Source organism: Halomonas beimenensis (assembly GCF_002549795.1).
Lineage (GTDB): Bacteria > Pseudomonadota > Gammaproteobacteria > Pseudomonadales > Halomonadaceae > Halomonas > Halomonas beimenensis.
Genome location: NZ_CP021435.1, coordinates 48455 through 62721 on the forward strand (window position 1 = coordinate 48455; position 14267 = coordinate 62721).

12 protein-coding genes are annotated in these 14267 nt (G+C 70.2%); 6 read left to right on the forward strand and 6 right to left on the reverse strand.

Features of this window, described 5'->3' with window-relative positions:
• The first annotated feature begins 104 nt into the window (after positions 1–104).
• Positions 105–1322 (forward strand): alanine racemase, encoded by a 1218-nt coding sequence (locus BEI_RS00235; protein WP_097787623.1) that lies wholly within the window; start codon positions 105–107, stop codon positions 1320–1322.
• A 33-nt stretch (positions 1323–1355) separates the two neighbouring features.
• Here the strand turns inward: BEI_RS00235 and BEI_RS00240 are convergent, their stop codons facing one another.
• From BEI_RS00240 to serA, 4 genes are all read right to left on the reverse strand, one after another.
• Complete coding sequence (locus tag BEI_RS00240; RefSeq protein WP_097787624.1) at positions 1356–2702, reverse strand: uracil-xanthine permease family protein; 1347 nt, start codon at positions 2700–2702, stop codon at positions 1356–1358.
• 52 nt (positions 2703–2754) lie between these two features.
• Complete coding sequence (locus BEI_RS00245; protein ID WP_097787625.1) at positions 2755–4110, reverse strand: 8-oxoguanine deaminase; 1356 nt, start codon at positions 4108–4110, stop codon at positions 2755–2757.
• Between the two features lie 208 nt (positions 4111–4318).
• Complete coding sequence (locus BEI_RS00250; RefSeq protein WP_097787626.1) at positions 4319–5209, reverse strand: DMT family transporter; 891 nt, start codon at positions 5207–5209, stop codon at positions 4319–4321.
• A 112-nt stretch (positions 5210–5321) separates the two neighbouring features.
• The gene (serA, locus tag BEI_RS00255; RefSeq protein ID WP_097787627.1) at positions 5322–6572 is read right to left on the reverse strand and encodes a phosphoglycerate dehydrogenase; all 1251 of its coding nucleotides are present in this window, start codon (positions 6570–6572) and stop codon (positions 5322–5324) included.
• Between the two features lie 337 nt (positions 6573–6909).
• On the opposite strand from serA, the gene BEI_RS00260 reads away from it, so the two are divergent.
• The 5 genes from BEI_RS00260 to BEI_RS00280 all read left to right on the forward strand — a co-directional run bounded on the left by BEI_RS00260 (position 6910) and on the right by BEI_RS00280 (position 12633).
• Complete coding sequence (locus tag BEI_RS00260; RefSeq protein WP_097787628.1) at positions 6910–7188, forward strand: exodeoxyribonuclease VII small subunit; 279 nt, start codon at positions 6910–6912, stop codon at positions 7186–7188.
• Positions 7175–8062 (forward strand): (2E,6E)-farnesyl diphosphate synthase, encoded by an 888-nt coding sequence (ispA, locus tag BEI_RS00265; protein WP_097787629.1) that lies wholly within the window; start codon positions 7175–7177, stop codon positions 8060–8062. Before BEI_RS00260 ends, ispA begins: the two co-directional genes overlap by 14 nt.
• Before the next feature lie 46 nt (positions 8063–8108).
• Positions 8109–10061 carry a 1-deoxy-D-xylulose-5-phosphate synthase gene (dxs, locus tag BEI_RS00270; RefSeq protein WP_097787630.1) on the forward strand — a complete coding sequence of 651 codons (1953 nt, stop codon included), beginning with the start codon at positions 8109–8111 and terminating at the stop codon, positions 10059–10061.
• A complete protein-coding gene (gene djlA / locus BEI_RS00275) occupies positions 10055–10816 on the forward strand; it encodes a co-chaperone DjlA (protein WP_097787631.1) in 762 nt (253 codons plus the stop codon). The genes dxs and djlA overlap by 7 nt, the downstream gene beginning before the upstream one ends.
• Before the next feature lie 263 nt (positions 10817–11079).
• Positions 11080–12633 (forward strand): Na+/H+ antiporter NhaC family protein, encoded by a 1554-nt coding sequence (locus tag BEI_RS00280; protein ID WP_097787632.1) that lies wholly within the window; start codon positions 11080–11082, stop codon positions 12631–12633.
• Between the two features lie 139 nt (positions 12634–12772).
• Here BEI_RS00280 and trhA read toward each other — a convergent pair whose 3' ends face one another.
• Positions 12773–13447: a PAQR family membrane homeostasis protein TrhA gene (trhA, locus tag BEI_RS00285; protein ID WP_097787633.1), complete on the reverse strand. Its 675-nt coding sequence runs from the start codon at positions 13445–13447 to the stop codon at positions 12773–12775.
• Positions 13448–13504: 57 nt separating this feature from the next.
• Positions 13505–14140 (reverse strand): GTP cyclohydrolase II, encoded by a 636-nt coding sequence (ribA, locus tag BEI_RS00290; RefSeq protein ID WP_097787634.1) that lies wholly within the window; start codon positions 14138–14140, stop codon positions 13505–13507.
• Positions 14141–14267 lie beyond the last annotated feature (127 nt).

Sequence of the window (14267 nt, forward strand, 5' to 3'; positions counted from 1 at the left end):
TCGAAGCCGCGCTGTCTTGCTTTCGGAAATCGTTTCCACACTGGTGCCGGCATGAAAGTCTCGATTAGGCTGGTCGGCGACCCTGTGCCATCGCCGGAGAATCCATGCCCCCTGCCTCCCCCTCCCTGGACAAGGGGTTGCCCGAGACGGGCCACCGACTGCTCGCCGACGTCAGCCTGCCCGCCGCGGTGCTCCACGAGCGACCCCTGGCCCACAACCTGGCCTGGATGCAACGCTTCTGCGACGCCCATGGCGCCAGCCTCGCGCCTCACGGCAAGACCAGCATGGCGCCGGCCCTCTTCCACCGGCAACTCGCCGCCGGCGCCTGGGCCATCACCCTGGCCACCGCGCCCCAGTGTCGTGCCGCCTTCGCCCATGGGGTGACGCGGCTGCTGATGGCCAACCAGCTGGTGGGGCGGGCCAACATGGCGATCGCCGCCGAGTTGCTGGCCGCCGGCGCCGAGCTCTATGTCCTGGTGGACTCGGTGGCCAACGTCCGCGAGCTGGAGGCCTTCTTCGGCGAGCGGGGCCTGCGCCTGCCGGTGCTGATCGAACTCGGTGTGCCCGGGGGGCGCTGCGGTTGCCGGGACCGCGACCAGGTGATGGCCCTGGCCCGGGCCGTCGACGACGCGGCGGCCCTGGAGCTGGCCGGGGTGGAGGGCTACGAGGGCGTGATCCGGGCCGAGGCCGGCCACGCCCCGGCCGCGGCGGTGGCCGCCTACGCCCGGGAGCTGGTGACGACCCTGCAGGCCCTGGACACCGATGGCCTGCTGCGGGTGGCCAGGCCGCTGGTCACCGCCTCCGGGTCGGCCTGGCATGACCTGATCGCCGAGGCCTTCCGGGATGCGGGCCTGGGCGAGCGAGTCCGCCGGGTGATGCGTCCGGGCTGCTACGTGACCCATGACCACGGGCTCTACGGCGAGGCTCAGGCGCGGTTGCTGGCGCGGCGTCCCGAGTTCGCCGAGGGCCTGCAGCCGGCCCTGGAGGTCTTCGCCCAGGTGCAGTCGCTGCCGGAGCCGGGGCTCGCCATCGTCGCCATGGGGCGGCGCGACGTCGGCGGTGATCGGTTGCCCGTGGCGCTGCGGCGGTATCGGGAGGGCGGCGCCGCGGACGCGGCCCTGTCGGCGGCCGGCTGGCGGGTGGAGAAGCTGATGGACCAGCACGCCTTCGTGGCGCTGCCGGCGGGTGTCGAGGACGTGGCGGTGGGAGACGTGGTGGCCTTCGGCATTTCCCACCCCTGCCTGACCTTCGACAAGTGGCGGAAGTTGTGCCGGGTGAACCGGGACCTCGAGGTGGTCGAGGTCCTGGATACCTGCTTCTGACCGCCCCGGGCGGGGCGGTCGGCGGACGACGCCTCAGACGTCGTCGCGGAAGGTGCGGTCGTGCTTGGGCAGCACCAGGTTGAGGATGATGGCGCACAGCGCGCCGGGGATCAGGCCGGACTCGATGATCGCCTGGACGTTCTCGGTGAGGCCGGCATAGAGCCCTTCCTGGGCCGGCAGGCCCACGGCCGCGGACAGCGAGACGCCGATGATCACCATGTTGCGCTTGTTGAAGGGCACATGGGAGAGCATCTTGATGCCGGCGCTGGCGATCATGCCGAACATGATCAGCACGGCGCCGCCCAGCACGGCATTGGGGATGCTCGAGACCAGGGCGCCCAGCTTGGGCAGCAGGCCGGCCAGCACCAGGAAGACGCCGCCGATGGCCACCACGAAGCGGCTGACCACCCCGGTCAGGGCCACCATGCCGACGTTCTGGCTGAAGCTGATCTGGGGGAAGGCATTGAAGATGGCCGCGAAGACGCTGGCCAGGCCGTCGGCCATGACCCCGCCGGACAGCTCCTTGGGCGTCGGCTCACGGTCCATGCCGCCGGCGGTGGTGCCGACGATGTCGCCGATGGACTCCGCGCAGGTCACCACCGCGAGCAGCACCACCGGCAGGATGGCGGCCATGTGGAACTCCAGGCCGATGGTCAGCGGCATGGGCAGCGACAGCCAGTCGGCGGAGGCGATCTCGCCGAAGTTCACCAGGCCGAAGGCCACGGCGGTGCCATAGCCCACCACCAGCCCCACCAGCGGGGCGGCCTCGGACCAGATGCCGCGGCCGAACTGGTGCAGGCCCAGGGTGATCAGCAGCACCAGCCCGGCCAGCAGGATGTTGTGCAGGGCACCGAAGTCCTCGGCGCCGAAGCCGCCGCCGGCGTAGGCGAAGCCGACCGGCATCAGCAGGGTGCCGAGCATGATCACGAAGGTGCCGGTGACCACCGGGGGGAAGAGGAAGCGTACCCAGGGCAGGAAGAGCCCCACCAGGGCCATGGCGACCCCGCCGCACAAGGCCGCACCCAGCGCCGCCGGCAGGCCCATGCCCACCGCGATGGGAATCAGCACCGGCACGAAGCCGAAGCTGGTGCCCATGACGATCGGCAGGCGGGCGCCGATCGGACCCAGCCCCAGGGACTGTACCAGGGTGGCGACGCCGGCCACGAACATGGCGGCCTGGATCATGAAGGCGGTCTGCTCGGGGGGCAGGTCGGCGGCGCCGGCGATGATGATGGGCACGGTGACGTTGCCCACGAACATCGCCAGGACGTGCTGCAGGCCCAGCGGGATGGCCCGCCCCAGGGGCGGCATGGCGTTCACGTCATGGGTGCTGCGCACCTTCGGGGGACTCGCCTCGGTGGCGGTATCGGACGTCGACATGGGCTCTCTCCTGTTGTCGTTGTTGGGAGTGGCTGAGGGTGTGGCCCGCCGCCTAGAGCGCGCTGCGCAGCGCCCGGGCGGCCTGGTCGTGGCGGGCCAGCAGGGCGTCGAGGTCGACGCCCGTCGGCTGGCCCTCGGTCACCCGCCACTGCCCGGCGACCATGACCCGGTCGGCTCGATGGGCGCCGCACAGCAGCAGGGCGGCGATGGGGTTCTCGGCGCCGGAGAAGCGCGGCTCGTCGAGGCGGAACAGCGCCAGATCGGCCTGCTGGCCGGCCTCGAGTCCGCCGATGTCGTCGCGGCCCAGGCACCGGGCCGAGCCTTGGGTGGCCCAGCGGATCACGTCCTCGTGGGTGACCCGGCTCGGCGCGTAGCGCAGCCGGCCCAGCAGCAGGGCCTGGCGCATCTCCTCGGCGAGGTTGGAGTGGTCGTTGGAGGCGGAGCCGTCCACCGCCAGGCCCACCGGGCAGCCGGCGGCCTCGAGCTCCAGGGTGCGGCACAGCCCTGAGCCCAGCACCATGTTCGAGGAGGGACAGTGGGCGATACCGGTGCCGGCGGCGCCGAGCCGGCTCACCTCCTCGTCGTTGAAGTGGATCCCGTGGGCCAGCCAGGTCCGGCTGCCCAGCCAGCCGACGGCCTCCAGGTACTCCAGGGGGCGCTGGCCGAACAACCGCTGGCAGTAGGCGGTCTCGGCCTCGGTCTCGGCCAGGTGGGTGTGCAGGCGCACGTCCTTCGCCCCGGCCAGCCGGGCGCTCTCCTGCATCAGCTCCCGGCTCACCGAGAACGGCGAGCAGGGCGCCAGGGCGATGGTGGTCATGGCGCCCTCGCCGCGCTGGTGGTAGGCGTCGATCAGCCGGGCGCTCTCGTCGAGGATGGTGGCCTCGTCCTGGACCACCGACTGGGGGGGCAGGCCGCCGTCGTCACGGCCCACGCTCATCGAGCCCCGGGTCAGGGCGGCGCGCACCCCCAGCCGCCGGGCGGTCGCCACCTGAACGTCGATCGCCTGCGAGAGCGCCCCGGAGAACACATAGTGATGGTCGGCCACGGTGGTGCAACCGGACAGCAGCAGCTCCACCATCGCCAGCTCGCTGGCCACCGCCAGTTGGTCCTCGGTGAGGTTCGCCCAGACCTCGTAGAGCGTGGTCAGCCAGGGAAAGAGTTCCTTGTTCAGGGCCGGCGAATAGGCCCGGGTCAGGGTCTGGTAGAAGTGGTGATGGGTATTGACCAGGCCGGGCAGCAACACATGGTCTCGAGCGTCGAAGGTCTCGTCGATCGGGGTGGCGGGCGTGCCGCCCGCCGGCACCGCCTCGAGGATTCGCGAGTCCCGGATCACCACGCCGCCGGCGGCACGGGCATCGCTGCAGCCCAGGGGGTGGCGAATCCACAGGGTCTTGGGGGTCGGGGTCATGTTGGTCCTCCCGGGTGTCCGCCTTCGGCGGCCCCTGTCGTGGGCCAAGGGTTACCCAAGTCTCGCGACGAACCAGAGCCTTGGTTCAGGTGCCTTCGACCAAGTGTGTACGCTGGTGTCGATCAATGAGCAACATTGATTGTGTACAAAATGATCGGCTTTGATGCCCTTGTCAAGATGGGCATCCCGGTCCCCCGGGACCCCGGGCTCAGTTCGGCGAGGCGGCCCGGCGGCGGCTCAGGCGGTCGCCGAACAGGTAGGCGGCCAGGGCCACCAGGATGACGACGGCGCCGGCCAGCATCGACGCCGAGGGGCGTTCCTGGTTCAAGGCCATGCCCAGCCCCAGCGCCAGGATCGGGGTGATCAGGGTCACCAGGGCCACGGTGGCGGCATGCAGCCGGGAGAGGATCAGGTAGTAGCAGAGGAAGCCGACCAGCGAGCCGAACAGCGCCAGATAGAGCACCGCCCAGCGGCCTCGTTCGCTGAGCGGAATGGACAGCGGCTCGCCACTGTTCAACCAGAGGACGAGGAAGCAGGGCAGGCTGAGGGCCAGCGCCCCGACGGTCTGCTGCAGCGGGCCGAGGCCGGCCGCCACCCGCTGCACGGCGATGCCGCTGCCGCTGAACAGGGTGACCGCGGCGAGCATCATGAGTAGGGCGCCGAGCTGGCCGCCGCCGACCCTGAGGCTGTCGAGGAAGACCACCGCGAGCCCCATCACCCCCAGGGTGCAGCCGAACCAGTGCCAGCGGCCGAGTCGTCGGGCCCCGGGCAGGGCCTGGAGGATCAGCCCCGAGATCAGCGGGGCCATGCCGAACATGACCGAGAGCAGCCCGGAGGGCAGCTGCTGGGAGGCGTGGTAGCTCAGCGCCATGGCGCCGAAGACCCCCGGCACCGCGGCCCCGTAGCTCGCCAGCGCCCGGCGGTCGCGCCGCAGTCCGCTCCTCCGGAGCGTCAGGATCAGCGCGCCGATGACCAGGGCGATCGACATGCGCAGCATCACGCTGCCGATCGGTGCCCCGGCTTCGGCGCTCCACTTGATACCCAGGGGGGTGGTGGCCCACACCAGCACCACGATCAGATAGGCCGGTCCGGTCGGCATGACGGCATCCTTGTCGTATGGGGAGAAGCGAGCGGGCGTTCGTCGACGCCTGCTCGGCACGAAAAAAAACCGCCGCGTCGAGGACGCGGCGGCGGCAGGACCTCGGGCGGTCTCAGCCCTCGTAGCTGGTCTCGGAGTAGAGTACCCGGACCCGCTTGGTATGGTCGACCCGGCTCAACGCTTCCAGGGCCTTGGGGCCATAGTCCTTGTCCACATCGATGACCACGTAGCCGATGCGCTCGTTGGTCTGGAGGTACTGGCCGAGGATGTTGATGTCGTTCTCGGAGAGCACCTTGTTGATCTCGGACATCACGCCGGGCACGTTGTCGTGGATGTGCAGCAGGCGATGCTTGCCGGGGTGGGCCGGCAGGGCCACCTCGGGGAAGTTCACCGAGGTGATGGTGGTACCGTTGTCGGAGTAGGTCACCAGCTTCTCGGAGACCTCGATGCCGATGTTCTCCTGGGCCTCCAGGGTGGAACCGCCGATGTGGGGGGTGAGGATGACGTTGGGCAGGCCGCGCAGGGGGCTGACGAACTCTTCCTTGTTGCCCTTGGGCTCCACCGGGAAGACGTCCACGGCGGCGCCGTTGAGGCGGCCGGCCTGGATGGCCTCGGCCAGGGCCTCGATGACCACCACGCTGCCCCGGGAGGCGTTGATCAGGATGCTGCCCGGCTTCATCAGGGCGATCTGCTCCTCGCCGATCATCCAGCGGGTGGAAGGCAGGTCCGGCACGTGCAGGCTGACGACGTCGGCGCGGGCCAGCAGCTCCTCCAGGCTGGCCACCTGGCGGGCGTTGCCCATGCCCAGCTTGGTGACCACGTCGTAGTAGATGACGTCGAAGCCCAGCGCCTCGGACAGCACGGAGAGCTGGGCGCCGATGTTGCCGTAGCCGATGATGCCGAGCGTCTTGCCGCGGGCCTCGTGGGCGTTCTTGGCCGACTTCAGCCAGCCGCCCTCATGGGCGCGGGTATTCTTCTCGGGGATGCCGCGCAGCAGCATGATGGCCTCGGCGAGCACCAGTTCCGCCACCGAGCGGGTGTTGGAATAGGGGGCGTTGAAGACCGGGATGCCTCGCTCCAGGGCCGCATCGAGGTCCACCTGGTTGGTCCCGATGCAGAAGCAGCCCACCGCCACCAGCTTCTCGGCGGCGTCGAAGACGCGCTCGTTGAGCTGGGTACGGGAGCGGATGCCGATGAAGTGGACGTCGCGGATCTTCTCGATCAGCGTCTCCTCGTCCAGCGAGGTCGGCAGGTGCTCGATGTTGGTGTACCCGGCGTTGAGGAAATTGTCCACTGCGCTCTGGTGGACGCCCTCGAGCAGCAGGATCTTGATCTTGCTCTTGTCCAGGGACGTTTTGGCCATGGTCGATTCAACCCCTTCTTAGGTGCGCGCCGCTTGCGGTTGGGCCATGTCTGAAAAGTGGCCGCTTGGCTCGTCGACTCTTCAGACAACGCCCAGGGTGGGTGAGCCCGGAACCCGCCAGGGATCGGGAGGTCTTGGCCGGTGCCGGCTCGAAACGAGGCCCCATATGCTACCACAGCGGGAGGGCGCCAAGATGAAATTGCTGCGCTGCAGGCATGAGTCATCTGCATGACTGAGGCCGCCGAGCCTCACGCCGGAAGGGGCCGGGGCAGACGACCCCCCGGGGGGAGCGTGTATACTGTCGCCCTCATGGTGGGAGCGACCGACGAGGAAAGCCATGGCGGAACAGGACACACAGCCCGGTAGTGAGGCGGCCCCGGGGGATTTCGCCGCGACCGTGGAGCGCCTGGAGGCGCTGGTGGAGCGGCTGGAATCCGGCGAGCTGACGCTGGAGGGATCGCTGGCGGCCTTCGAGCAGGGCGTGCGCCTGACCCGTGACGCCCAGCGTCGCCTCGACGAGGCCGAACTCAAGGTGCGCACCCTGACCGAGGGCGAGGACGGCGGCATCGACCTCCAGCCCTTCGCCCCACCCGGGGAGGATGATGGTGAACGCTGATAGCCTGGCGGCCCGGCTGGCCGCGGACCGGGCACGGGTGGATACCTGCCTGGAGACGCTGTTCGAGACACGGGAGGCCCCGGCGCCCCGTCTCGAGGCGGCGATGCGCCACGGCGTGCTGGTGGGCGGCAAGCGGTTGCGGCCGGTGCTGGTGTACGCGGCCGGTCGCGCCCTGGGGGCCGCCGACGAGGCCCTGGACGCCCCGGCGGCGGCCCTGGAGCTGGTGCATGCCTACTCCCTGGTCCACGACGACCTGCCGGCCATGGACGATGACGACCTGCGCCGGGGCCAGCCCACGGTGCACCGGGCCTATGACGAGGCCACCGCCATCCTGGCCGGTGACGCCCTCCAGTCGCTGGCCTTCGAGGTACTGGCGGCCACGGCCCATCCCCGGCTGCCGGCGATGATCGGCACCCTGGCCCGGGCCGCGGGGCGCGACGGCATGGTCGCCGGTCAGGTGCTGGACCTGGCGGCGGTGGGCGGCCAGCCGGACCTGACCGCCCTGGCCACCATGCATCGCCACAAGACCGGGGCGCTGATCCGCGCCGCCGTGCGCCTGGGCGGGCTGGTGGCCGTCACCGAGGACGATCCGCGCCTGATGGCCCTGGAGCGTTATGCCGCGGCCATCGGCCTGGCCTTCCAGGTCCATGACGATGTCCTCGACGTCACCGGCGACACCGCCACCCTGGGCAAGGCCTCGGGAGCCGATGCCGCCCGGGACAAGCCCACCTACCCCACCTTGATGGGGCTGGAGGGCGCGCGGCGCCATGCCCGGGCGCTGGTCGAGGAGGGCGTGGCGGCCCTGGCGCCCCTCGACGAGGCGGCCGCCCCGCTGGCCGAGCTGGCCCGATACATGATCGAGCGTGACCATTGAGGAAGCCCGTGACGCCCACGGGACTTCCCTGACTGATAGAGCCCACATGAAGCTGTTCGATGACATTCCGGTCGAGCGTCCGGCGACGCCCTTGCTCGACACCCTGGAAACGCCGGCCGCCCTGCGCGCCATGGACGATGCCCAGCTCGCCCAGGTGGCCGATGAGCTGCGCGCCTACCTGCTCTACAGCGTGGGCGTCTCGGGCGGGCACTTCGGGGCCGGCCTCGGCGTCGTGGAGCTCACGGTGGCGCTGCACCATGCCCTGGAGACCCCCCACGACCGCCTGGTCTGGGACGTCGGCCACCAGGCCTATCCCCACAAGATCCTCACCGGGCGGCGCGAGGCCATGACCCGGATCCGCCAGTACGGGGGCCTGGCGGCCTTCCCGCGGCGCGCCGAATCGGCGTACGACACCTTCGGGGTCGGCCACTCCAGCACCTCCATCTCGGCGGCGCTGGGCATGGCGCTGGCCGCCCGCACCCGGGGCGAGAAGCGTCGAGTCTGTGCGGTGATCGGCGACGGGGCGCTGACCGCGGGCATGGCCTTCGAGGCCCTGGCCCACGCCGGCCACGTGGACGCCAACCTGCTGGTGGTACTCAACGACAACGAGATGTCGATCTCCGAGAACGTCGGCGGCATCGCCAGCTACCTGGCCCGCATCCTCGCCAGCAAGCCCTATACCACCATGCGCGAGGGCGGCAAGAAGGTGCTCTCTCACCTGCCCGGGGCCCTGGAGCTGGCCCGGCGCACCGAGGAACACATGAAGGGCATGGTCAGCCCGGCCACGCTGTTCGAGGAGATGGGCTTCAACTACATCGGCCCCATCGACGGTCACGACCTGCCCACCCTGGCCCAGACCCTGCGCAACATGCGCGACCTGGACGGGCCCCAGTTCCTCCACGTCAAGACCCGCAAGGGACGGGGCTTCCTGCCCGCCGAGGCCGATCCCATCGGCTATCACGCCATCACCAAGCTGGAGAAGAACGGCGACACCCCGCCGCCGCTCAAGGCCGCCAACCCGATTCCCGCACCCAGGAAGCGGAAGTACTGCAATGTCTTCGGCGACTGGCTGTGCGACATGGCGGCGGCGGACGACCGCCTGGTCGGCATCACCCCGGCCATGCGCGAGGGCTCGGACCTGGTCCGCTTCTCCCAGGAGTACCCGGCGCGCTACTACGACGTGGCCATCGCCGAGCAGCATGCGGTGACCCTGGCCGCCGGCCTGGCCTGCGAGGCCATGAAGCCGGTGGTGGCCATCTACTCCACCTTCCTCCAGCGCGGCTACGATCAGCTGATCCACGACGTGGCGGTCCAGGACCTGGACGTGACCTTCGCCATCGATCGGGCGGGCCTCGTGGGCGAGGACGGGCCCACCCACCACGGGGCCCTAGACCTCTCCTACCTGCGCTGCGTGCCCGGCATGGTGGTGCTGGCGCCGGCCGACGAGGCCGAGTGCCGCGCCATGCTGAGCGCCGCCTACCACCATCCCGGCCCCGCGGCGGTGCGCTATCCGCGCGGCACCGGCCCCGGCGTGGAGATCCCCGGGCACCTGGAGCCGCTGCCGATCGGCCGCGCCGAGGTGCGTCGGCGTACCGGCGCGGAGGCCCCCCGGGTGGCGCTGCTGGCCTTCGGCAGCCTCAACGGGCCGGCCGCGAGCGTGGCCGAGGCGCTGGATGCGACCCACCTCAACATGCGCTCCATCAAGCCCCTGGATCGCGAGGCGGTACTGGCCGCCGCCGACGGGCACGACCTGCTGGTGACCCTGGAGGAGAACGTGGTCGCCGGCGGCGCCGGCAGCGCCGTCAACGAGCTGCTGGTGGCGGAAGGGCGCCGGGTCGCCGTGCTCAACCTGGGGCTGCCCGACGCCTTCGTCGAGCATGGCAAGCCGGCGGAGCTGCTGGCCGAGTGCGGCCTCGATGCCGAAGGCATCGAGGCGTCGATCCGCGCCCGGCTGGCGACCGACGGCGCCTCCCCACGACATGGAGACGCGGCATGCTGATGGCCATCCTGATCGGGGCGGTACTGGGCTTCCTGGTCGGCGGTCCCCTGGGGCTGCTGATCGGCGGCGGCCTCGGCTACTGGCTCGCCCGACGCCTGCGCAGGAGCCTGCTGGGTCGGCTGGCCGCGGCGCAGGGGCAGTTCCTCGAGTCGACCTTCGCGGTCATGGGCTGCCTGTGCAAGGCCGACGGCCGGGTCTCCGAGGACGAGCTGGAGGCTTCCCGGCGGCTGTGGGATCGCCTGCGGCTCAGCGAGGCCCAGCGTGCCAAGGCCCGGGCCGACTTCACCCGGGGCAAGGGCCCGGACTTCGACCTGGAGGCCGAACTGGCCAGGGTCCGCCCGATCCTGGCCAGCCAGCCCGGCCTGCGGCAGATCTTCCTGCAGGTCCAGCTGACCGCGATCGCCGCCGACGGCCAGCTGCACCCCGCCGAACGCGAGATGCTGATGCGGGTGGTACGCGGGCTGGGATGCTCCGAGGCCGAGATCGCCCAGGTCGAGGCCATGCTGCGCGGTGGGCCGGAGGCGGCCGGCGAATCCGGCCCGTCCCTGGAAGACGCCTACCGCGTGCTGGGCGTCGACCCCGACGCCAGCGATGGCGAGATCAAGAAGGCCTATCGCCGCCTGATGAGCGAGAACCACCCCGACAAGCTCGCCGCCAAGGGATTGCCCGAAAGCATGCGCGAGGTGGCCAAGGAGCGCACCAGCGAGATCGGCAGCGCCTACGAGCGCATCCGCAAGGCCCGGGCCGCCGCCTGAATCGGCAGCGAAGGCCTGCCCCGCCACACGCCACTTCCTGACGATCGAGTGTCCAGGCCCTTTCCCCGCCGCCGCAGCGGCCGGGGCTTGCGGCGTTTCGGCCCTGGCTTGTGCCGATGAGACCCCGGCGCTTGCCGGATGGCCGCGGGGCCCCTAGGATGCCCGGCTGCTCGCCGCGACGGCGGCCCGAGCCGACGGCCTTCGCCGGGCCCTCCCGGCGGGTCGACGGCGACCGACAAGAATATCCTGGAGATCGTCCCCTGATGTCATTCGGAGCCTTTTCCCTGCTGCCGCCCGTGCTGGCCATCGTGCTGGCGCTGGCGACGCGCAACGTCATCCCCGCCCTGTTCTGCGGCGTCTGGCTGGGTGCCACCATGTTGGCCGGGGGCAACCCCGCGGCCGGCCTCTACGACAGCTTCGGCGACTTCATCATCCCCAGCGTCGGCGATGAATGGAGCGTCACCGTGCTGATCTACTGCGGCCTGTTCGGCGTGCTGATCGGCGTGCTGCAGCGCACCGGCGGCGCCCAGGCCATCGCCCGGGCCATCTCCGCCCGGGTGGCCTCGCGGCGCGGCGCCCAAGGCGCGACCCTGGGGCTGGGCGTGCTGATCTTCTTCGAGGACTACTTCAACGCCCTGACCGTGGGCAGCGTGATGCGGCCGATCACCGATCGCATGCAGGTCTCCCGGGAGAAGCTCGCCTATATCGTCGACTCGACCTCGGCGCCCATGTGCCTGCTGGGGCCGGTGTCCACCTGGGTGGTCTTCGTCATGGGCCTGATCGGCACCCAGCTGACCGACATGGGCGCCAGCGGGTCCGAGTACCTGATCTACCTGTCCTCCATCCCGCTCAACTTCTATGCCTGGCTGGCGCTCGGCCTGATCGTCTTCATGGTCGTCACCCAGTGGGACTTCGGCCCCATGGCCCGGGCCGAGGAACGCGCCCGCACCACCGGGGCGGTGATGGCCGAGGGCGCCAACCCGCCGTCCGGCCACGAGGCCGAGGAGATGGCCGGCGTGCCGGAGGAAAAGGCCCGCAAGCGCAACATGCTGGTGCCCATCGCCGTGCTGGTGGGCATGATCCCGCCGCTGTTCCTGTGGACCGGCGGATATCCCGACAACGATCTGGTCACCGCGGTCGGCGAGGCCGATGGCGGCCAGTCGATCCTGATGGCCACCTTCGTGGCGGTGGCCGTGGGCCTCGCCATGGGCCTCCAGCAGAAGCTGTTCGACTTCCGCGGGGCCATGGACATCGTGGTCGACGGCATCAAGAGCATGACCCTGGTCTACATCATCCTGACCCTGGCCTGGTCGATCGGCAGCGTGACCTCCGAGCTCGGCACGGCCGACTACCTGGTGACCCTGGCCGAGGCGAGCATCGCGCCCAGCCTCGTGCCGGTGCTGCTGTTCCTGATCGGCGCCCTGGTGGCCTTCACCACCGGGACCTCCTATGGCACCTTCGCCATCATGATTCCCATCGCCATGCCGGTGGCGGTGGCCATGGACCTGTCGCTCTCCCTGGCCATCGCGGCGGTGCTCAGCGGCGGCATCTTCGGCGATCACTGCTCGCCCATCTCCGATACCACCATCCTGTCGTCGGCGGGGGCTTCCTGCGATCACATCGACCACGTGCGCACCCAGCTGCCCTATGCCATCACCGCGGGGATGGCCGGCATCCTGGCCTTCTTCGTCGCCGGCCTGTCCGGCAGCGCCCTGGTCGGCGGGCTCGCCGGTGCCGGCGCCCTGGTCGTCGCGGCGGTCATGCTGCGCCGCCTGTGGAGTGCCCGGCACCCCGCCCGGGCGGCGCTGGCCGACTGAGACCGCGCCGAGTCTCTCGGCCCATCGGCGAGCGACGCCCCCGGCATGCCGGGGGCGTCGCGTATGGGCCCGTTCGATTCGGTGGCCCTTGGCCGCATCGGGTCGCCATGGCTCGGCCCCGGGGCAAGGGGCGAGCGGATCATCCACGGAAGGGCAGCACCTCGGTGTAGACGGCGAAGTAGTGGCAGGCGCTGCCGCCCATGACGCAGAGGTGCCAAACGGCGTGGTTGAAGGGAATGGCGCGGATCAGGAAGAACACCACCCCGATCGAGTAGGTCAGGCCGCCGGCGATCAGCAGGCCGAGTCCCGTCGGTGAGAAGGCCGTGGGGATCTCCCCGGCCGCGACCAGGATCAGCCAGCCCAGGGTGAAGTAGCCTGTCAGGTGAAGCCGATCGAAGCCCCGGGGACGCCAGACCTTCAGGACGACACCGATCACGGCCAGGGACCAGATCACGGCCAGCAGGGGCTCGCCCAGGGAGCCCTGCAGGTTGACCATCAGGAAGGGGGTATAGGTACCGGCGATCAGCGCGTAGATGGCGCAATGGTCCAGCACCTGGAAGGTGCGCTTGAGGCGAGGGTGGCGCGTGCCGTGATAGAGGGTCGAGGCGGTGTAGAGCAGTACCAGGGTGCTGCCGTAGAGGCCGACCGCGGCGGTCTTGGAGACGCTGACCTCGGCGGCACGGGTCGTGAGGATCACCAGAACCACCGTGCCGGCGAGGCTCAATACGGCCCCGAGGCCATGACTCGCGCTGTGCAGGATCTCCTCGAGGACCGAGTAGGCCGGCTCGTCAGGAGCCGAGGGACGCCTTTGCATGGCGAATCCTCCCTTTTCGCTTCGACGTCGGCGCCGAAGGGGAGGTTCCGCCGAGGGTCAGGGCTTGCGTTCGATGTCCACGTCGTCGGCCTGGGTGAAGTCGCCCAGGACCATCATGTGGCCGAGCTTGCCGGCCTTGGTGGACAGGTAGTGCTCGTTGTGGGGGTTGAGCCCGGTGGTCAGGGCCACTCGTTCGCTGACCTCGACGCCGGCCCGGGTCAGGGCATCGACCTTGCGCGGGTTGTTCGTCATCAGCTGGAGCGAGGCGATGCCCAGTCGTTCCAGCATGGGGACGCAGAGGTCGTAGCGACGGAGATCCGCGGCGAAGCCGAGCTGCTCGTTGGCCTCCACGGTATCGGCGCCCTGATCCTGGAGATGGTAGGCACGGATCTTGTTGAGCAGGCCGATGCCACGCCCCTCCTGGCGCAGGTAGAGCAGCACGCCGCGCCCTTCCTCGGCGATACGCTTGAGGGCCTCCTGGAGCTGGTAGCCGCAGTCGCAGCGCATCGAGAACAGCGCGTCGCCGGTCAGGCACTCGGAGTGGACACGGCCCAGCACCGGCGAGCCGTCATCCACCTCCCCCAGGGTCAGGGCGATGTGATCCTTGCCGGTGGCTTCGTCCTCGAAGCCGTGCATGGTGAAGGTGGCCCAGGGCGTGGGCAGCCGGGAGGCGGCGATGTAGCGGATCGTCACGATGTACCTCGATGGAAGACCAGGCGTGGCCGTCGGGAATCGCCCCATTCTAGCAGGAACCCGTCACGGGCTCACGGGCGCACCCCGCCGGGTCGTGATGGGTTACAATGAGCGCCACATTTTCCGT

Coding starts and splice junctions, on each gene's coding strand:
- BEI_RS00235 (WP_097787623.1), top strand. CDS start 105: ATGCCCCCTGCCTCCCCCTCCCTGGACAAGGGGTTGCCCGAGACGGGC.
- trhA (WP_097787633.1), bottom strand. CDS start 13,447: ATGCAAAGGCGTCCCTCGGCTCCTGACGAGCCGGCCTACTCGGTCCTC.
- BEI_RS00260 (WP_097787628.1), top strand. CDS start 6,910: ATGGCGGAACAGGACACACAGCCCGGTAGTGAGGCGGCCCCGGGGGAT.
- BEI_RS00245 (WP_097787625.1), bottom strand. CDS start 4,110: ATGACCCCGACCCCCAAGACCCTGTGGATTCGCCACCCCCTGGGCTGC.
- djlA (WP_097787631.1), top strand. CDS start 10,055: ATGCTGATGGCCATCCTGATCGGGGCGGTACTGGGCTTCCTGGTCGGC.
- dxs (WP_097787630.1), top strand. CDS start 8,109: ATGAAGCTGTTCGATGACATTCCGGTCGAGCGTCCGGCGACGCCCTTG.
- serA (WP_097787627.1), bottom strand. CDS start 6,572: ATGGCCAAAACGTCCCTGGACAAGAGCAAGATCAAGATCCTGCTGCTC.
- BEI_RS00280 (WP_097787632.1), top strand. CDS start 11,080: ATGTCATTCGGAGCCTTTTCCCTGCTGCCGCCCGTGCTGGCCATCGTG.
- BEI_RS00240 (WP_097787624.1), bottom strand. CDS start 2,702: ATGTCGACGTCCGATACCGCCACCGAGGCGAGTCCCCCGAAGGTGCGC.
- ispA (WP_097787629.1), top strand. CDS start 7,175: ATGGTGAACGCTGATAGCCTGGCGGCCCGGCTGGCCGCGGACCGGGCA.
- BEI_RS00250 (WP_097787626.1), bottom strand. CDS start 5,209: ATGCCGACCGGACCGGCCTATCTGATCGTGGTGCTGGTGTGGGCCACC.